The organism is Kushneria konosiri (assembly GCF_002155145.1).
GTDB lineage: Bacteria > Pseudomonadota > Gammaproteobacteria > Pseudomonadales > Halomonadaceae > Kushneria > Kushneria konosiri.
Genome location: NZ_CP021323.1, coordinates 1339730 through 1357356, shown reverse-complemented (window position 1 = coordinate 1357356; position 17627 = coordinate 1339730). Strand labels below are relative to the sequence as shown.

General features: G+C 59.3%; 17 protein-coding genes and 2 pseudogenes. 12 read left to right on the top strand and 7 right to left on the bottom strand.

The window, feature by feature from the left end; genetic code table 11:
* The first annotated feature begins 25 nt into the window (after positions 1 to 25).
* The 5 genes from B9G99_RS06325 (at position 26) to B9G99_RS06305 (ending at position 4704) form a co-directional block, all read left to right on the top strand.
* Entirely contained in the window at positions 26 to 523 is a 498-nt protein-coding gene (locus B9G99_RS06325; RefSeq protein WP_086621290.1) for a tripartite tricarboxylate transporter TctB family protein, read from the top strand.
* A 6-nt stretch (positions 524 to 529) separates the two neighbouring features.
* The gene (locus B9G99_RS06320; RefSeq protein ID WP_086621288.1) at positions 530 to 2056 is read left to right on the top strand and encodes a tripartite tricarboxylate transporter permease; all 1527 of its coding nucleotides are present in this window, start codon (positions 530 to 532) and stop codon (positions 2054 to 2056) included.
* The gene (locus tag B9G99_RS06315; RefSeq protein WP_086621287.1) at positions 2053 to 2841 is read left to right on the top strand and encodes an HpcH/HpaI aldolase family protein; all 789 of its coding nucleotides are present in this window, start codon (positions 2053 to 2055) and stop codon (positions 2839 to 2841) included. Before B9G99_RS06320 ends, B9G99_RS06315 begins: the two co-directional genes overlap by 4 nt.
* 104 nt (positions 2842 to 2945) lie before the next feature.
* Entirely contained in the window at positions 2946 to 3590 is a 645-nt protein-coding gene (locus B9G99_RS06310; RefSeq protein WP_086621285.1) for a DUF2891 family protein, read from the top strand.
* An 82-nt stretch (positions 3591 to 3672) separates the two neighbouring features.
* Positions 3673 to 4704, top strand: coding sequence for an Ldh family oxidoreductase (locus B9G99_RS06305; protein WP_086621284.1), 1032 nt, complete (start codon positions 3673 to 3675; stop codon positions 4702 to 4704).
* Here B9G99_RS06305 and rep read toward each other — a convergent pair.
* Positions 4701 to 6752: a DNA helicase Rep gene (rep, locus tag B9G99_RS06300; RefSeq protein WP_086623325.1), complete on the bottom strand. Its 2052-nt coding sequence runs from the start codon at positions 6750 to 6752 to the stop codon at positions 4701 to 4703. The two genes, B9G99_RS06305 and rep, sit on opposite strands and share 4 nt — an antisense overlap.
* Before the next feature lie 119 nt (positions 6753 to 6871).
* On the opposite strand from rep, the gene B9G99_RS06295 reads away from it, so the two are divergent.
* Together B9G99_RS06295 and B9G99_RS06290 are read left to right on the top strand one after the other, a co-directional pair.
* Positions 6872 to 7453, top strand: a complete 582-nt coding sequence (locus B9G99_RS06295; protein WP_086621283.1) for an STN domain-containing protein — start codon at positions 6872 to 6874, stop codon at positions 7451 to 7453.
* Positions 7454 to 7563: 110 nt separating this feature from the next.
* Positions 7564 to 8070, top strand: a complete 507-nt coding sequence (locus B9G99_RS06290) for a GNAT family N-acetyltransferase (protein WP_086621282.1) — start codon at positions 7564 to 7566, stop codon at positions 8068 to 8070.
* Here the strand turns inward: B9G99_RS06290 and trmL are convergent.
* The 3 genes from trmL to pyrE form a co-directional block, all read right to left on the bottom strand.
* Positions 7989 to 8492 (bottom strand): tRNA (uridine(34)/cytosine(34)/5-carboxymethylaminomethyluridine(34)-2'-O)-methyltransferase TrmL, encoded by a 504-nt coding sequence (gene trmL, locus B9G99_RS06285; RefSeq protein WP_086621281.1) that lies wholly within the window; start codon positions 8490 to 8492, stop codon positions 7989 to 7991. The two genes, B9G99_RS06290 and trmL, sit on opposite strands and share 82 nt — an antisense overlap.
* A gap of 98 nt (positions 8493 to 8590) precedes the next feature.
* On the bottom strand, positions 8591 to 9142 hold the full coding sequence (locus B9G99_RS06280; RefSeq protein ID WP_086621280.1) for a YfaZ family outer membrane protein: 552 nt from the start codon (positions 9140 to 9142) through the stop codon (positions 8591 to 8593).
* A gap of 179 nt (positions 9143 to 9321) precedes the next feature.
* Complete coding sequence (gene pyrE / locus B9G99_RS06275; RefSeq protein ID WP_086621279.1) at positions 9322 to 9969, bottom strand: orotate phosphoribosyltransferase; 648 nt, start codon at positions 9967 to 9969, stop codon at positions 9322 to 9324.
* Between the two features lie 86 nt (positions 9970 to 10055).
* Here pyrE and B9G99_RS06270 point away from each other — a divergent pair, with 86 nt between their 5' ends.
* The gene (locus tag B9G99_RS06270; protein WP_086621278.1) at positions 10056 to 10817 is read left to right on the top strand and encodes an exodeoxyribonuclease III; all 762 of its coding nucleotides are present in this window, start codon (positions 10056 to 10058) and stop codon (positions 10815 to 10817) included.
* A gap of 133 nt (positions 10818 to 10950) precedes the next feature.
* Here B9G99_RS06270 and rph read toward each other — a convergent pair whose 3' ends face one another.
* Positions 10951 to 11673, bottom strand: coding sequence for a ribonuclease PH (gene rph / locus B9G99_RS06265; RefSeq protein WP_086621277.1), 723 nt, complete (start codon positions 11671 to 11673; stop codon positions 10951 to 10953).
* 127 nt (positions 11674 to 11800) lie between these two features.
* Between rph and B9G99_RS06260 the strand changes: the two genes are divergently transcribed.
* Both B9G99_RS06260 and B9G99_RS06255 read left to right on the top strand, forming a co-directional pair.
* Positions 11801 to 12667 carry a YicC/YloC family endoribonuclease gene (locus tag B9G99_RS06260; RefSeq protein ID WP_086621276.1) on the top strand — a complete coding sequence of 289 codons (867 nt, stop codon included), beginning with the start codon at positions 11801 to 11803 and terminating at the stop codon, positions 12665 to 12667.
* Positions 12668 to 13000: 333 nt separating this feature from the next.
* Complete coding sequence (locus tag B9G99_RS06255; protein WP_086621275.1) at positions 13001 to 14209, top strand: tyrosine-type recombinase/integrase; 1209 nt, start codon at positions 13001 to 13003, stop codon at positions 14207 to 14209.
* A gap of 423 nt (positions 14210 to 14632) precedes the next feature.
* Here B9G99_RS06255 and B9G99_RS16725 read toward each other — a convergent pair whose 3' ends face one another.
* Positions 14633 to 14878 carry a hypothetical protein gene (locus tag B9G99_RS16725; RefSeq protein ID WP_148663917.1) on the bottom strand — a complete coding sequence of 82 codons (246 nt, stop codon included), beginning with the start codon at positions 14876 to 14878 and terminating at the stop codon, positions 14633 to 14635.
* A gap of 668 nt (positions 14879 to 15546) precedes the next feature.
* Between B9G99_RS16725 and B9G99_RS17290 the strand changes: the two are divergent.
* A pseudogene (locus B9G99_RS17290) lies at positions 15547 to 15702 on the top strand (transposase); the annotation flags it as partial.
* A 57-nt stretch (positions 15703 to 15759) separates the two neighbouring features.
* A pseudogene (locus tag B9G99_RS06245) lies at positions 15760 to 16710 on the top strand (DDE-type integrase/transposase/recombinase).
* Here B9G99_RS06245 and purU read toward each other — a convergent pair.
* Complete coding sequence (gene purU / locus B9G99_RS06240) at positions 16707 to 17573, bottom strand: formyltetrahydrofolate deformylase (RefSeq protein ID WP_086621273.1); 867 nt, start codon at positions 17571 to 17573, stop codon at positions 16707 to 16709. The pseudogene B9G99_RS06245 and the gene purU sit on opposite strands and share 4 nt — an antisense overlap.
* Positions 17574 to 17627: the final 54 nt, after the last annotated feature.

The following is a 17627-nucleotide window of genomic DNA, read 5'->3' as shown; positions in this document are numbered from 1 at the left end:
GAGCGCGGCAGGCAAGGAGAGAGAGATGGCACGCACTGACCTATGGTCCGGCCTTTTGCTGACGCTGTTCGGGGCGCTGATCTTCTGGCGCGCCTCGACCTTTCCGAGCATGGCGGGTCTTGTCTATGGTCCCGGGCTTTTTCCCTCGATTGCCGCTGTCGGGCTCATGGTCTGTGGTGCCCTGCTGCTGGTCTCGGCACTGGTGGTTCAAGGGCGCACCATGGCAGCCGGCGCGTCCGACCGGGCCGAGGCCGATCACAGGCCATCGATGGACCGTCGCCGGGCCGGCGCCCGACTGGCGGCGCTGGTGCTGATCGTGGCCGGATTCGGGCTGGCGCTGGAGCCGCTGGGCTTTCATGTCACATCGATACTTGCCATCACGGCCACGGCCCGGCTCTTTGGCCTGAACCTGCTGCGGGCGCTGTGCCTGTCCGTGCCGCTGACGTTCGGGGTGCATCTGCTGTTTTATTCGGTGATGCATGTCCCGCTGCCCTGGGGCGTCATGACCCCACTGGCCTGGTGATCCCTCATGGATATCGACACGCTGCTTCGTCTTTTCTCGCCCCAGTCGCTGACCGTGCTGGCGCTGTGCACACTGTATGGCACCCTGATCGGGGCTATGCCGGGGCTGACCGCCACCATGGCCGTGGCGCTGCTGGTGCCCTTTACCTACTTCATGGACCCCCTGGTGGCCATCAGCGCCATCGTGGCCACCACCACCACGGCCATCTTTGCCGGCGATATTCCCGGCGCACTGCTGCGTATCCCGGGGACACCGGCCTCGGCGGCCTACGTCGAGGATGCCTTCCAGCTGTCGAGCGCCGGCAAATCCCGCTCGACCCTGCTGGTCTCACTGCTGGCCGCCTCCATCGGCGGGATCGTGGGCGTCGTGCTGCTGGCCCTGATCGCCCCGCAGCTGGCCCGGGTGGCCATCGGATTTTCAAGTTATGAGGTGTTCTGGCTGGCAACACTGGGCCTGAGCTGCGCCGTCATGACCAGCAACGCCTCGGTCATCAAGAGCTTTGCCAGCCTGTTTATCGGTCTGTTCATCGCCTGCATCGGCATTGATGTGGCCGTGGGCCATCCACGCTTTACTTTCGGCTGGTATGAACTCTTTGATGGCGTGAGCTTCATCCCCGCCATCATCGGCCTTTTTGCCCTCAGCGAAATCATGCGCGCTGCCAGTACCGGCAAGCATCAGCCGCCGCCCATCGAGATCCGCGAGACCCTGCCACAGGCCTGCCGTCAGGCCATGACCACCCTGTCGCGCTATCGGCGCAACGTGGCGCGCTCAAGCATTGCCGGCACCCTGATCGGAGCACTGCCGGGCGCCGGTGCCGATATCGCGGCTTGGATCTGCTATGCCGTTTCAAAGCGTTTTTCGCGCCATCCCGAACGCTATGGCAAGGGCCACATTGAGGGGATCGTTGATGGCGGCTCGGCCAATAACGCCGCGATCGGGGGCGCCTGGACACCGGCCCTGGTGTTTGGCATTCCAGGCGACAGCGTGACTGCCATTGCCATCGGCATCCTGCTGCTCAACGGCATGTCGCCGGGCCCGCGCATCTTTACCGATAACCCCGAGATCGTGCATACCCTCTACGGCGCCTTTGCCATGGCCAATGTGCTGATGATTCCGGTCGGCATCGCGGTGATCGCGCTGTCGAGCAGGATCGTGCGCATTCCTCGCCGCGTCCTGATGCCGATCGTGCTGCTGTTTTCGCTGGTCGGGGCCTACGCCATTACCAATTCGGTCGTCGCGGTCTGGATCGTGCTGGCACTGGGCATTCTGGGCTATGCCATGGAAGCGAGCGGATTTCCGCTGGCACCGGCCATTCTTGGCATCGTGCTGGGCGGTATTGTCGAAGAGAACTTCATGACCTCGATGATCAAGTCACAGGGCAGCCTGCTCGCCTTTTTCGAGCGCCCGTGGGCCGCCGCGCTGGGCGCGCTCACCCTGCTGGTCTGGACGTTTCTGCTCTGCCGAGCACTTTACGAGGGCTACAAGCGCCAGCGTGCCCTCTCCCTCAATGCACCCAAGCGAGAGCCCCGATGACTGCCTTGAACCCAACCCGTCAGGCCCTGGAGCAGGGCCGTACCGTCAGCGCCCTGTGGCTTGAAAGCGCCAGCCCCGAAATTGCCGAGCTGGCCGTCCATGCCGGCTGGAAAACCATTCTGGTCGACAACGAACACGGCATTTCCAGCCTTGAACACACCGCGCACCTGCTGCGTGCGGTCGAGGCCGCCGGCGGGGATGTGGTGCTGCGCATTCCTGCCGACGACCCGGCCTATCTGAAGAAGATACTGGACATGGGCGTGCGCTCGATCATGGTGCCCATGGTCAACTCTGCTGCCCAAGCCCGCGCCATCGTGGATGCCTGCCGGTATCCCCCGCAGGGCAATCGCGGCTATGCCGCCCCTATCGTTCGGGCCTCGCGCTTCGGAGCGGTCAGCGACTATGCCCGCATCGCCAATGACAACCTGCTGCTGATCGTTCAGATCGAACACGTCGATGCCCGTGACGAGATCGAGGCCATCGCCGCCGTCGAGGGCATCGATATGCTGTTTATCGGCCCCAATGACCTGGCAGGCTCCATGGGACGGCTGGAGCAGCTTGAGGATGTTGACGTGCGCCAGACCATTCAGGACATGGAAGCGCGCATCACGGCCAGCGGCTGCTGGATGGGCACCATTACGGCCCCCACCCGCGGCGTCGAGACGCTGTCAGAGGCCGGCTATCGTTTCGTGGCCGGCCCCAACGACATCGCCATCATGGCCAATGCCCTGCGCGATGAAGCCGCTCGCTGGCGTGAACGCTCCAGGGATTTTGATTTAACCTGATCACGGCCCGGGGCCCTTTCGGGTCCCGGTCATCCACCGCAGCCAAGTGCTCCGCGCCCAGCATGGGGGTCGTGCGCTTCTGCCCGTGATATCGGTTCATTTCAATGCCTGCCCTGACCTCCTACCCTCCCGATCGGGCCACGCTGGAAGGCCTGGCCAATATGGCACTGGGCCATGTCGAGCGTGAATACCCCAATCTGGTGACTCATCTGATGCGCGGCGCGCAGGATATTGCGGCCCCATCGACCCTGCATCCGATCTTCTACGGCAGCCTGGACTGGCACTCCTGCGTGCACAGCTACTGGCTGCTGGTGCGCGTGTCACGCCTTTATCCCACCAGCGAGGTCACAGCGCGTATCACTGCACTGCTGCAACGCAACATCACCGCCGAGAAGGTGGCAGGAGAGCTGGCCTATTTTCAGGCTCCCGGTCGTGGCGGCTTCGAGCGCCCCTACGGCTGGGCATGGCTTTTGAAACTCGCCGCCGAGCTTGAGTCCTCTCCTTGTGAAACGATGCAGCAGGCGGCCCGGACGCTCGCGCCCCTGACCCGCTTCATTACCCGCGCCTTTCTTGAATTCTGGCCGAAGCAGACCTATCCGATTCGCACCGGCACGCACTACAACTGGCGAAAAAGAAGAGATAGTTCATCAGCGTGGCCACATTCCACCATGATGACTGACGACAATGGTTACTTTTTGGCCTCTACACCGGTAACCGTCGTGGCACTTTTGTCCAGCAGGCACCGCTGAACGAGACGGTTATGCTGGCAGGCCACTGGCGGTTCAAAAGCACCTGCCGGACCGCTTGTTCTGCATTGACCCGGAGCCTTTCATGGAACACGACATCACGCTGTCGCTTGATCAGGCGCAGGCGCTGAGCCGGCGCATTCTTCACCACGCAGGGTTCGGCCATGGACATGTCAAGGCGATTACCCGCAGCGTGGTCGCCGCCCAGCGCGATGAGTGTCACTCCCACGGGTTGTATCGCCTGTTGGGCATTGTGGAGGCGGCCGGAATGGGCGGGCTCGACTCGCAGGCACAACCGGAAGTGATCGATCATGCGCCCGGTATCGTGAAGGTCGATGCCCACCATGGTAGCTCGCTGCTGGCCTTCGAGCAGGGCCTGGCGCCGCTTCAGGAGAAGGCCGAGCGCAATGGCATCGCGGTGCTGATGATCAATCGCTGCTTTCATTTCTCGGCGCTGTGGTCCGAGGTGGAGGCGCTTTCAGAAAGAGGACTGGCCGGGCTTGCGATGAACCCGACCCAGGCCTTTGTGGCCCCGGGTGGCGGCGTGCGGGCCCTGCTGGGCACCAATCCGTTTGCGTTTTCCTGGCCACGTCCGGGCGGGACGCCCTACACCTTTGACTTTGCCACCAGCGTGGTGGCCCGCGGTGAGATCGAACTACACCGCCGCGCAGGTCAGTCGATTCCCGACGACTGGGCTCTGGATGCTCAGGGCCAGCCGACCACCGATCCGGCCGCCGCACTTGAGGGCGCCATGCTGCCCTTTGGCGGTCACAAGGGCTCGGCGCTGTCTACCATGATCGAACTGCTGGCGGGGCCCTTGATCAACGATGCCCTGAGCCATGAAACCCACGCGGCCAACGAGGAAGGCACCGGTCGGCCCTGTCACGGCGAGCTGGTGATCGCGCTGTCACCGAAGGTGTTTCTGGGCGATCAATGTGAGGCGGGGCTTTTACACGCCGAACGGCTGTTCGAGCAGATTCTGGGGCAGGGGGCGCGGCTGCCGTCACAGCGGCGTTTCGAGGCGCGCGAACGCAGTCTGGCGTCAGGCGTATCGATCCCGGCGGCGCTTTACCGGGATCTAAAGGCCCTGACCGACGCGCCCGACTCGGAAGACTAGCCCAAAAGCGAGCGCAGCCCGGCGATCGCGCTCTGGCCGCGCTCGCGCTTTTTCTCCGGGTCTTCCTTGTCGGCGCGACCGTACCACTCCAGATCTTCCGGCGGCAGCTCCTCAAGAAAACGGCTCGGGGCACAGTTCATCATCTCGCCGAACTGCTTGCGCTGCTGGGCCAGCGACAGCGTCAGCGTCTGACGGGCGCGGGTAATGCCCACATAGGCCAGTCGACGCTCTTCCTCGATGGTGTCCATCTCGATCGAGTTGCGGTGCGGCAGTAGTTCCTCTTCCATGCCCATCACGTAGACGTGCGGAAACTCGAGCCCCTTGGAGGCATGCAAAGTCAGAAGCTGCACCTTGTCGGTGTCATCCTCCTGGGCCTGCTGGTCGAGAATATCGCGCAGCACCAGCCGCGAGATGGCCGCTTCAACGTCGTCGGTCTCCTCGGCGGCGTCATCGCCCTCATCTGCGTCACGATGCATCGACTTCTCGAGCTGATCGATCAGGATATAGACGTTGCCCATGCGCTTTTCGGCGATAATCGGCGCGCTGGCGTTCTGATAAAGCCAGGCCTCGTAATCCATCTCGGCAAACATCGCCCGGATCGCGGCGATCGCGTCGCCCTGATCCATGCGCTTGCGGATGCCTTCCAGAAAGTGATTGAAGCGCCCCAGCCGATCCACGGCGCGCTCGGAGAGCACGTGTGCAAGCCCCATTTCGCTGCAGGCGGCAAAGAGGCTCACCTTGCGCTCCTGGGCATAGTTGGCCAGTTTTTCGAGCGTGTTGGGGCCGATCTCGCGGCGCGGCACGTTGACGATACGCAAAAAGGCGTTGTCATCGGCCGGGTTGATCAGAAGGCGCAGATAGGCCATGGCGTCCTTGATCTCATTGCGCGAGAAAAAGGAGGTGCCGCCGGAGAGCTTGTAGGGAATCTGGTGGTGCTGAAGCTTCAGCTCCAGAAGTCTTGCCTGAAAGTTGCCGCGATAGAGCACGGCAAAATCGCGCCACTGGGCGCTCTCCTTGATACGCCGGGTGAGAATCTCGGTGGCGACCCGCTCGGTCTCGGCCTCCTCGTTGCGATTGACGATTACCCGAATCGGTTCGCCGCGCCCCTTGTCCGACCACAGCGTCTTTTCATAGACGTGGGGGTTATTGGCAATCAGGGTGTTGGCGGCCTTGAGGATAATCGAGGTCGAGCGGTAGTTCTGCTCCAGCTTGATGACGTTGAGCGAGGGAAAATCCTCTCCGAGCTGCACCAGGTTCTCCGGGCGCGCGCCGCGCCAGGCGTAGATCGACTGGTCGTCATCGCCCACCACGGTAAAGGTCTGGCGCTCGGCCATCAGCATGCGCACCAGCTGATACTGGCTCGAGTTGGTGTCCTGATACTCATCCACCAGCATGTAGTGAATGCGGTTGCGCCAGCGCTGCAGCACCTCCGGGTGACGCTCGAACATCGTCGCCGGCAGCATGATCAGGTCATCAAAATCGACCGCGTTATAGGCTTTCAGGTGGCGCACGTAGTGTTCGTAGATGCGTGCGCAGTAGGCATCGTCCTCGGTCTCGGCATGTGAGAGCGCATGCCCCGGCAGGATCAGGTCGTTTTTCCAGTTCGAGATTCGGCTCTGCACCTGGTTGATCTGGTCGGCATCGATCTGGGCGTCCTTTTGCATCAGATCGCGCAGCAGCGCTTTCGCATCTTCCGGGTCAAACAGCGAAAAGCCCGGGCGCAGGCCCAGCGTTTTCAGCTCCGAGCGGATGATGGTCAATCCCAGGGTGTGGAAGGTCGACACGGTCAGGCCGTGGCCGCTGCGCCCTGGCAGCAGCGCCTGAACGCGCTCCTTCATCTCGCGGGCCGCCTTGTTGGTAAAGGTGACCGCAGCAATGCGCCGGGCGCTCATGCCGCACTCATGGACCAGATAGGCGATCTTGGTGGTGATCACGCTGGTCTTGCCGGAGCCGGCACCGGCGAGCACCAGGCAGGGGCCATCGATGTATTTCACGGCTTCCCGCTGACGCGGATTGAGGCCGCTGATGCGTTGGCGAATATCGGACATGGAAACAACCTGATGGAAGGCAGACGACGCAAGCACGTCATGATACATCCTGAGCCCTCACCTGTGCTGTAATGACAGGGCGCGAACCGGCTCGCCGCCACGGCTCAGGAGGGGAATTCATGCGTTATCAGAGAGTTGCACAACGTCTCGGACAACGTCTTTTTCATGCTGGCGCAGGGGTGCTGCTGGGCGGCATCGCCCTGGGGGTGGCCATGCCGGCCAGTGCCGCCTGCCAGATTCAGGCCATGCGGTATGACTATCCCGCACAGCGTCTGGATCAGGCCCTGCAGCAGTTTGCCCACACCAGCGGCTGCCCGGTCGAGGTAGATGACGCCCTCGCCGAAGAGCATCAGGCCCGGGCCCTGGCCGGACGCTTCACGCCGGAGGCCGCCCTGATCCAGCTGGTGCGCGGCTCGGGCCTTGAAGTCCATCTGGACAACGACCATTACCGGATAAATCAGAGCGACCGCGAGCGCATCAATGATCTGGTCAAGACGTTTCGCTATCGCATCGAAAGCGCACTGGACGGCGATCAGCTTAGCCAGAACGATGCCCGGGCACTCAACACCCAGCTTGATGCCATCGAAGCGCAAAGCGATCAGCTGATCACCGAGCAGGGGTTTTTGAGCGCCGCCGAGAAGGCCAGCTATGAGCGCCTGTTTGCCTGGCTGGAGGGGCGACTGGCCCCTGGCAACCTTTAAGGTCCGCGCCAGGCCAACGCCATAATGACGCGCAAACCCCCTGTATGATTCAACCTCAGGGCCATGACACCGGACAGCAAGACATCAGACAACAACAAGAGGCGACAGGGATGAGGATCATTCAGGACGATTTGAGCAGCGAGACCACCATCGCGCTGATTCGCGCCCATGTGACAGACCTTGCCGGACACTCTCCGGCAGAGAGCTGTCATGCGCTGGACATCGACGCGCTGCGCGCCCCCGGCATGATGTTCTGGAGCGTGTGGGAGGACAACACGATTGCCGGCTGCGGCGCGCTCAAGGCACTTAACGAGACCCACGGCGAGATCAAATCGATGCGCACCGCCGATACGCACCTGCGCCGCGGCGTGGCCGCCAAGCTGCTCGATCACATCATTCGAGAAGCGCGAGCCCGTGGCTTCAAGCGGCTGAGCCTTGAGACCGGCACGCCAGCAGTCTTCGCTCCAGCACGCAGCCTCTATGCCCGCTTCGGCTTTGAGACCTGCCCACCGTTTGGTGACTACCGGGAAGCCCCCTACAGCGTGTTCATGACGAAATCGCTCGAGGGCCCGGATGACAACGCCCCATCGAAATCCAGCTGTCGCCAGGCTTCATAGACCAGCACCGCGCAGGCGTTGGAGAGATTAAGGCTGCGACTATCAGCACGCATGGGAATGCGCAGGCGCTGATCCTCGGGCAGGCTGTCAATCAGCGCCTGCGGCAGACCTCGGCTTTCCGGGCCAAACAGCAGCGCATCGCCGGTTTGATAGGCGACGTGATCGTGGCGGGTGCGCCCCCGTGTGGTAATGGCCAGCAGCCGCTGGGGTTCGACTGCCGTCATGAAGGCCTCAAGCGAGGCGTGCACCTGAACACGGGCCCACTCGTGATAATCGAGCCCGGCCCGACGCAGGCGCTTGTCATCGAGTTCAAAACCGAGCGGCTCGATCAGGTGCAGGCGAAAGCCGGTATTGGCGCAGAGTCTGATGATGTTGCCGGTATTGGGCGCGATTTCCGGCTCGAACAGGGCGATATCCAGCATGGGCAGGGCGTCTCTATTTCGAAGATTGATATCGCGGATACCAACGACAGCGGGCCCGGCACGAAGGCCGGGCCCGCTCGCGTCAGACGTCTGCCGATCTAGAAACCGACGGAAACGCCCAGTTCCGGACCGCTGAACAGCGTCTTGCCGTCATGGTTGTCGAAATCGGTATGATAATAGCGATAGCCCACATAGCCGTAGGTGTTGGCAATCAGCGTGGCACGGGCGCGGGCGCCGTATTCGTAGCTTTCGTTGACATCGCCATGGGTCAGACCTTCCGGCGTGTAGAAGCCGTAGCCGCCCACGCTGACGCGCGGAATCGGGGTGTCGACATAGGCCGAGCCGCCCAGTCCCAGGCCGCCCCCATCACCATAGTCGGAGTCCAGATACTGATAGCGCCCGCCGACGGACACATCGACACCCGGCAGATAGGGCGAGAACATCAGCTGGCCGGAGTAGGCCTTGGTATTGTTGCCGCTATCGTTGGTGCTGAAATAACCCAGTCCGGCACTAAAGCCCGGCAGCAGCCCCTGATTGACCTGAACGCTATGGGCATCCTCGCCACCACTGGCAGAGACGCTCAGAGCCGAAGCATTAAGACTTGAAAGGGCAAGGCCTGCGCCCAGTACCGGGATGATGATCTTTTTCATTTTGAAGTCCTTGGCTTGCCGTCCCCTTGAACGGGACGCGGGCTGTCAGAGAGGAATCCGTTCGCCTGCGGTCATACAGACCGGTGTGTACCGCTGCATTGTGCCATCATGAGTGAACGAGCCGTCATGATGGCCTCCTTTGTATCAAGGCTACCTTACCAGGGTTTGACGCCGTTGGCCTAAACGCCGTAGCGCGCGCGATAATCTTCAATGGCCCGGGCATGAGGGGCAAGCGCGGCATCGCCGTGGGTCTCGAGATATTCGAGAATGCCCGCCAGCGTCACGATCGGGATGACCGGAATATTGTAGCGCCTGCGAACATCCTCGATGGCGCTGATGTCACCCTGCCCGCGCTCCTGTCGATCCAGCGCCACCACCACGCCGGCGGCGGTGGCACCGGCCGCCTCGATCAGGGCCATGGACTCCCCGATGGCCGTACCGGCGGTAATGACATCATCAATGATCAGCACGCGGCCGGACAGCGGTGCACCGACAATCGAGCCGCCTTCACCGTGGTCCTTGGCTTCCTTTCGATTGAACGACCAGGGCAGATTACGGTCATGATGAGTCGCCATGGCAATGGCGGTACTCGAGGCCAGCGGGATGCCCTTGTAGGCAGGGCCGAACAGGACATCGAATTCCACGCCGGCACGCTGGATGGCACCGGCATAGCAGCGCCCCAGCATGGCCAGTGCCGCACCACTTTGAAAATGACCGGCATTGAAGAAATAGGGACTGACGCGCCCCGACTTGAGAGTGAACTCGCCAAAGCGGAGCGCCTGCTCGGCAATGGCGAATTCGATGAATTCTCGCTGCTCGTCAAACATGTCGTACCCTTATTTCTTGTCCCGGCTCTTTACCCAAACCTGTCAGGCTCGGGTATCATACACGCGCGAAAAACAAGGGACCATGTATGAAAATCGCCAGTATCAACGTCAATGGCATGCGCAGGGCCGTCGAACGGGGCTTTCTCGACTGGCTGAAGGCGCAGGACGCCGACATCGTCTGCGTGCAGAACCTGAAAACCAAAAGCTTCGAGCTGGACGACTCGATCCTCTATCCGGAAGGCTATGAAGGCTATTTTCTGGATGCCGAGCAGGACGACTTTGCAGGCGTGGGTATCTATTGCCGCAAGATTCCCAAGGCGATCATGTATGGTCTGGGCTTTGAGCAGTGCGACAACGAAGGGCGCTTTCTGCAGGCCGACTACGAGCGCTTCAGCGTCGCGTCCTTTCTGATGCCGGAAGACCCGCACGCCAAGCAGCGCTTCATCGCGCAGTACAGCGACTATCTCAGCAAGCTGCGCCGCAAGCGTCGTCAGTACATCATCGCCGGCAGCTGGTACATCGCCCACAAGACCGTCGATCTCGATCACTGGTCCGAACATCAGAGCACGCCCGGGTTTCGCCCCGAAGAGCGCGCCTTCATGGACCAGGTCTTCGGGCCGATGGACTTCGTCGACACCTTCCGTGAAGTCGAGCGCAACGCCGGCCATCACACCTGGTGGCAGAAACACGACAGCGAAGTACCGCGCAAGCGTCAGGATGGCTGGCGCACCGACTATCAGATCACAGGTCCCGACATTGCCCGCACCGTCAAGAGCGCCTGGATCGATCGAGACGCCGATTTCAGCGAGTTCGCGCCGCTGATCATCGAGTACGATCTGGAACTCTGATCCCCGCAGTCGATGACGCTCCGGCCGTCATCGACTGCGCCTGTTTCGGTCCCTTCGCGCAACGGCCCCGGCAGCTTCTGGCTGCCGGGGCCGTGTCGTCAGACGCCTGTGCTGTCAGACCATGCCCGGGTGTTTAGCTGACCATGCCCAGCGCTTCGCGCTGATGGGCAAAGAGCTGCTCGCAGCCGGCTTCGGCCATGTCCATCATGGCATTGAGCTCGGCGCGCGAGAACGACTGCTTCTCGGCCGTGCCCTGCACCTCGATGATGCCACCATCAGCGGTCATGACCACGTTCATGTCGGTTTCGGCGCGCGAGTCCTCGGCGTAGTCCAGATCGGTCACCGCCTGGCCCTTGTAGATGCCGACCGAGACCGCGCTGACCAGCTGCTTGAGCGGATCCGTCTTGATCTGCTTGCTGCGCTGCAGCGACTGGATTGCATCGACCAGCGCCACGCAGCCGCCGGTAATCGCCGCCGTGCGCGTGCCGCCATCGGCCTGCAGGACATCGCAGTCGATGGTGATGGTGAACTCGCCGAGCTTTTTCAGATCCACCGCCGCGCGCAGGCTGCGCCCGATCAGACGCTGAATCTCGACCGTGCGCCCGCCCTGCTTGCCGCGGGCCGCTTCCCGGCCGCTGCGGGTATGGGTCGCACGCGGCAGCATGCCGTACTCGGCGGTAATCCAGCCCTGACCCTTGCCGCGCAGCCAGCGCGGCACACCGGCTTCCACACTGGCCGTGCACAGCACCTGCGTATCGCCAAAGGCGACCAGCACCGAGCCTTCGGCGTGCTTCGTGTAGCCGCGGGTCAGGGTAATTTCACGGGTTGCCTCGGGGGCACGTCCACTGGGTCGCATGACACTCTCTCTACTGGTAAAAATGAAGACACAAACCAAAAGGCGGGCCGGGCATCTTACACGCCTGCCTGCGCAATGAACGAATCGTTTAGACTGATCGCTTTCACCTCTTACGCAAGGATCACCCATGGCACGCAGCATGACCGCCTTCACCCGCCAGACGCTGGATGCCGACTGGGGCAGCCTTGCGCTCGAACTTCGCTCGGTCAACCAGCGCTATCTCGACCTCCACTTTCGCCTGCCAGACGCCCTGCGCGATCTTGAAGCGCCCTTTCGTGACAGCCTGCGCAGCGCGCTTTCGCGCGGCAAGATCGAGTGCTCGCTGCGCTTTGAGCGCGCCCAGAGCGCCAGCGCCGGGCTCGATATCAACGTCGAGCATCTCGAAGTGCTGATGGACACCCTGACGCGCCTGCGCCGTCATGCCCCGGAAGCCTCGATGCCAACGCTGCTGGAGCTGCTCGATCATCCCGGTGTCTCACGTGGCGGCGAGATCGACATGGACGCCGTGCGCGCTGCCGCGCTCAAGCTGATGTCGCAGGCACTTGATGACCTGAACGCCGGTCGTGAGCGCGAAGGCGAACAGCTCTGTGCGCTGATCCGCGAACGCCTCACCGGCATTCGTGCTCAGGTGGAAGAGGTCCGGGCGCACCTGCCGGCCGTGCTGGAACGTCAGCGCCGCCAGATTCTGGAGCGCCTGGAGACCGTGAAGGCCGAACTCGACCCGGCCCGTCTGGAAGCGGAGATGGCATTGATGGCGCAAAAGGCCGATGTCGCCGAGGAACTCGACCGGCTGGAAACTCACGTGGATGAAGTCGAGCGCCAGCTCACGCAAAAAGGCCCTGTCGGCCGCCGGCTCGACTTTCTGATGCAGGAACTCAACCGCGAAGCCAACACGCTCTCGTCCAAGGCCGCAGTGACCGATACCACTCGCTGCGCGGTGGAGCTGAAGGTACTGATCGAGCAGATGCGCGAGCAGATTCAAAATATCGAGTAAAGTCTATAAAAAGCTACATCAATACATATATCCATTGTTTTTAAAGAATTTTTATCGAAATACGGTCCACTGACGTCCATCAAAATCTGTCAAAATCCACATCCTTTTGGGTAGTAAAGTGGGGAGTAAACTCGTTGCCTCCCCACTTTTTGCCGTTTATCATCGAAAGTACTCCCCACCGCCTGCCGATTCTGTAACGTTCACAGTGAGTTAGCTGCCCACTCCTCGAGTGGAGCAGGCATAGGCAGACGCTCTGTTGTGGCAGGGCTGGATTGTTCGGAGTATCCGGAGAAACCGTTCTCCATCCGTTTTCACTCAGAAGAGAAAAGAGCCATGGGAAGCCTCAATGCCAGAAAGGTGCAGGCCCTTATCAAGGGAGGAGAAGCCGGGCGTTACAGCGACGGTGATGGCCTGTACCTCATGGTGCCGCAAAAGGGCACTCCATACTGGATGTTGAGGTACACGCTATCGGGTAAACGCCGGGAGATGACGCTGGGCAAACATGCTCATCTCTCTCTTGCAGAAGCCCGAGTCAGAGCTCAGGACCATCAGAAGCTGGTTCAGGATGGCATTGACCCCATTGAGGCACGCAAGCAGGAACAGCAGGTGTCGATAAGAACCGTCGACGACCTGTTTGCAGACTGGTATCCGGATCTCGAGAAGCGTCTCAAGCATCCCAGAATCCCATACCGTATTTATCACAAGGAAGTGGCCCCCAGCTTGGGCAAACGAGAGCTGGATACCGTGACGCCCATGGAAGTAAGAGGGATCGTCAGGAAAGTGGCGCACAGCGGCCGACCAACGATCGCCAATGATACATTGATGTATCTGAAGCAGTTGTTTAACCATGCCATCAAGCTGGGGCTTATCACCTATAACCCGGCAACAGCCTTCAACGTTAATGACGCCGGCGGTGTGGAAAAAAGCCGTAGCCGAGCCCTGACCCTGGACGAGATCAACACGGCTTTCACCGTGTTTCGAGAAAACAACGCAAGCTTTAGTAGAGAGAATTATCTCGCCTGCGCGCTCTTGGTGGTACTGGGAACAAGAAAGACCGAGCTGACCGAAGCACGATGGAAAGAATTCGATCTGGCCAACAGCCAATGGACACTGCCTGGGGAGCGCAGCAAGTCCGGCATCGGCATCAGGATCCCGCTTCCCCCTCAGGCCATCGATTGGCTGGAGGAGCTCAGGATACGGGCCTGCGGCTCGGAGTTTGTATTCCCCAGCCGACGGGGTAACAGATCTCCTCATATGGGCAAGGACACGCTGAATCGTGCTATCGCCAAGCTGTTTGGCAGCGAGCCCGGCAAGAAGCAACAGCCAGACAATCGAATGGGCGATCTGGAACCTTTCACCGTGCATGATCTACGTCGTACCTGCCGAAGCCTGCTGGCTGCCACAGGCACCCCGGCACATGTGGCAGAGCGCTGCCTGAACCACAAGATCAAGGGCGTTGAAGGCATCTATGACCGATACGATTATTTTCAGGAGCGAAAGATCGCTCATCAAAAAGTGTCTGACTTAGTCTCTCTAAAATAAAGTAAATACATCTTTTTAAAAAATCTACTTTGATAACAAATAAAGTAAACGATCACTCGCTTGTCAGATATCAGAAATTTGACTCCGATAGGTTTTTGTTATCATGCTTTCGATAACAACGCTTATCCTCTCTCCCCTTTGCTCTGAAATAGAATCGAGCATTGCTTTCGCCTCATGACTTATATAAGTGTTCAGTGAAGACCGTCCTTCCTGTTTCCTTCTGTAAATCTGCTGATCCCAAGCTTTTTTGAATTTTGTCGAGAAAAGCAGGGCTCCATCCCACGAGGGAAATCCATCTATTATCGCCTGCGAAAAAAAGCACAGGTCACGACTATTATTTGGCTTAAAAAAGCCACAGGGATAACCTTTTTTACCCAAATATCCCCAAGCCCAATGACATTGCTCTTCATCTTTCTCATTAAGTCACTTAAGCGTTAAATTTCTTAGATACGTTTCAGACCACGCATTTTCGAGCCAACCCAGTAAATTTCTTTTCACCCAAGAATTAGCAACCCAATTATCAAAAAAATCTCGCACTTCTTGATTTGCCTTTCTCAAAGGACCAAGGCCATTGGCGCCAGCAATAAAATCGAAGTATCCAAAACCTTCGGGAACTGCTGGTATAAATTCAAAATTACTCATCACAGCAATATCTTGAAAACTTGCCATCTTTAACCTTAGCCATGCAAAAAGTGCAGCGCGCTTATGCTTTTATTAAGCAACATGGCCCCAACCCATTACGCAATAATGCTAATCGCGACGCAGCCATGGCTCTTCTTACTAGGATGGGTCACTTGGTGCAGAATGGAAACCGTTACCGATTCAGCGAAACGTTATTAGGTCATCAATCTCCTAATGTTAAAAATGGAGAAGCATATTTCCTTAACTCACTTCCTTTATATAGCCATCAACACTACTACTGCCCTTCTCGGAGAACATACTTAAATCAACATCGGTATATGATCATTATTGCAAAAGATTATGATAAGGAATAAAACGGATTTGCGTTTATAAACTTAGGCTCTGCCTAAAAGGTATGATTGTTATACTTCCCTGTTTATTGAATACGAGACCGCTATGGCAGGCCATTGCGAGCTTTCCGACTGTGCTGGCAAATGATTAAGGTTATCGTTTCTCCACTATAGGCCATGGAGCGCCCTTGTAGAGATGGCCTGCCTCGAAAGCGTGACCGCTAAATTGTGGCGGACAAGAAATACGATAGCAGTGACCTGAGGCGCTACTGCATGCGTCATGGCATGCCTCCAGTCATTCCTCGACACCGTATGTGTCGCCGTTCATGACCGGGCTTTGCGCATCAGTTCAACCGATCCAGATACAGTCAGCGTAATGTGGTAGAGCGGCTGTTCGGCTGGCTCAAGGAGAAGCGCCGATTGAATATCCGTTATTACAAGCTAACCAGCAGCTTCAGAGCCATGGTGACACTGGCTTGGATCGAGCGCTGCATGAGAGCCGACTTTTTAGACAGAACCTAGTTGTTTGGTACCAGAGTGTAAGGGGCTATTCTACAAGCCACTGTCAGATGAGGATCCATGGCTCAGATACTTCACCAACGCGCCACGACCACTCACGCTATCAGAGCAGAGATACAGCGATCGACAGCTTCGGTCGCGGAGTTGAGTTGGCGCTACAACCTCAACCCAAAAACCGTGCGCAAGTGGCGCCAGCGGGCGTCGATCGAGGACGACAGGATGGGGTCAAAGGCTTCGCGCTCATCGTCCCTGACACCAATAAAGGAAGCCGCTGCCGTCACCTTTCTGCGAACCACTCATCTTACCACTGGATGACTGCCTGTTCACGCTGCAGCGCTTTATCCCACACCTGGTCCTCTCCAGCCTGCACCGCCTTTATCAGCGGCACGGCATCAGCCAGCTGCCGTGGAAAACTTCGTCATCGGCTAAGGGGTAGGCATTCAGACAATATCCGATCAGCTGTCTGCATCTCGATGTCTGTGACGTTCGCCCCGGCTAAGGCTGGGCATACCTATTCGTGGGCGTTGATCGTACCCCGAAATTTTTCCATGCCCGGCTTTATCGGAAGGCCAATCGCGATCAGGCCGCCGCCTTTCTTGAAGATGTCGTGCAACAACTGCCTTACCGGGTGCATACGGTGTTGACCGACAATGGCGTGCAGTTCGCCAAAAGCCGCGGCACCGAGGCTTATAAACCCCATCGATTCGATGTGATCTGCCGTAAGCATGGTACCGAGCATCGCCTGACCCGCCTCTTCCACCCCTAGACCAATGGTCAGGTCGAACGGATGAACCAGACCCTCAAAAATGCCACGACCCGCAGTTTTCATTAGCCACGCCGGAAGAGCTTGTTGCGCATCTGAGGGATTATCTGTGAGCCTATAATATTGCCAGGTCGCTACGCTCTCTGAAAGGCAAAATGCCCATCGGATTTATTCTGGAAAGATGGCAGAATGACTCGGACAAGTTCTATCATGATCCGAACCATTACTTCCCAAGATCAAGCACCTAGCGATCAAGCACGACCGTGCGGCCTGAATAGAGAAACACGCGGCGCTCGAGGTGATAACCGATCGCCCGGGCCAGCGTCAGACACTCGATGTCGCGCCCCTTTGCCACCAGATCCTCGGGATAGTGGGCGTGATCCACCGTCTCGACCCCCTGGGCGATGATGGGGCCTTCATCAAGGTCGTTGTTGATGTAGTGCGCCGTGGCACCCACCAGTTTGACGCCCTTCTCGTAGGCCTGATGGTAGGGTCTGGCACCCTTGAAACCGGGCAGCAGGGAATGGTGAATATTGATCGCGCGTCCGGCCAGCACATCACACATGTGCGCCGACAGCACCTGCATGTAGCGCGCCAGTATTACAAGTTCGGCATCGGTGCGCTCGATGATGTCGAGAATCTGCTGCTCCTGCTGTTCGCGGGTCTCCGGGGTGACCGGCAGATGATACCAGGGCAGGCCGTGCCACTGGGCCAGCGGCTCCAGGTCGGGATGGTTGGAGACGACGGCACAGATCTCCATCGGCAGCTGATGGGTGCGGTAGCGATACAGCAGATCGTTCAGGCAATGGTCGGCCTTTGAGACCATGATCACGACCCTTGTGCGCTTGTTCGGCGGTGTCAGTTCAAACGACATGTCGAATTCCCGCGCGCGCTCGCCAAAGTCCTTCTCGAAGGTCTCGCTGCTGAAGCCGTCCTCCAGCGGGCGAAACTCGGCCCGAATGAAAAACCCTTCGTTCAAGCGATCGTCAAAGGAACTGAGTTCGGTGATGTAGCAGCGCTGCTCCCTGAGAAAGCGCGTGACGACATCGACGGTGCCCAGCAGGCTGGGACACTGTGCCGCAAGAATCCAGGTATCGACGGTTCGGGTCATGGCATTTCTCTTGTCGTTTTCAATAGAGCCCGGGGGCGACAGAAAAGATGAAAA

Bases quoted from the DNA above. Each gene is read 5' to 3' on its own strand.
- B9G99_RS06325 (WP_086621290.1), top strand. From the start codon at position 26: ATGGCACGCACTGACCTATGGTCCGGCCTTTTGCTGACGCTGTTCGGG.
- B9G99_RS06320 (WP_086621288.1), top strand. From the start codon at position 530: ATGGATATCGACACGCTGCTTCGTCTTTTCTCGCCCCAGTCGCTGACC.
- B9G99_RS06315 (WP_086621287.1), top strand. From the start codon at position 2,053: ATGACTGCCTTGAACCCAACCCGTCAGGCCCTGGAGCAGGGCCGTACC.
- B9G99_RS06310 (WP_086621285.1), top strand. From the start codon at position 2,946: ATGCCTGCCCTGACCTCCTACCCTCCCGATCGGGCCACGCTGGAAGGC.
- B9G99_RS06305 (WP_086621284.1), top strand. From the start codon at position 3,673: ATGGAACACGACATCACGCTGTCGCTTGATCAGGCGCAGGCGCTGAGC.
- rep (WP_086623325.1), bottom strand. From the start codon at position 6,752: ATGTCCGATATTCGCCAACGCATCAGCGGCCTCAATCCGCGTCAGCGG.
- B9G99_RS06295 (WP_086621283.1), top strand. From the start codon at position 6,872: ATGCGTTATCAGAGAGTTGCACAACGTCTCGGACAACGTCTTTTTCAT.
- B9G99_RS06290 (WP_086621282.1), top strand. From the start codon at position 7,564: ATGAGGATCATTCAGGACGATTTGAGCAGCGAGACCACCATCGCGCTG.
- trmL (WP_086621281.1), bottom strand. From the start codon at position 8,492: ATGCTGGATATCGCCCTGTTCGAGCCGGAAATCGCGCCCAATACCGGC.
- B9G99_RS06280 (WP_086621280.1), bottom strand. From the start codon at position 9,142: ATGAAAAAGATCATCATCCCGGTACTGGGCGCAGGCCTTGCCCTTTCA.
- pyrE (WP_086621279.1), bottom strand. From the start codon at position 9,969: ATGTTTGACGAGCAGCGAGAATTCATCGAATTCGCCATTGCCGAGCAG.
- B9G99_RS06270 (WP_086621278.1), top strand. From the start codon at position 10,056: ATGAAAATCGCCAGTATCAACGTCAATGGCATGCGCAGGGCCGTCGAA.
- rph (WP_086621277.1), bottom strand. From the start codon at position 11,673: ATGCGACCCAGTGGACGTGCCCCCGAGGCAACCCGTGAAATTACCCTG.
- B9G99_RS06260 (WP_086621276.1), top strand. From the start codon at position 11,801: ATGGCACGCAGCATGACCGCCTTCACCCGCCAGACGCTGGATGCCGAC.
- B9G99_RS06255 (WP_086621275.1), top strand. From the start codon at position 13,001: ATGGGAAGCCTCAATGCCAGAAAGGTGCAGGCCCTTATCAAGGGAGGA.
- B9G99_RS16725 (WP_148663917.1), bottom strand. From the start codon at position 14,878: ATGGCAAGTTTTCAAGATATTGCTGTGATGAGTAATTTTGAATTTATA.
- purU (WP_086621273.1), bottom strand. From the start codon at position 17,573: ATGACCCGAACCGTCGATACCTGGATTCTTGCGGCACAGTGTCCCAGC.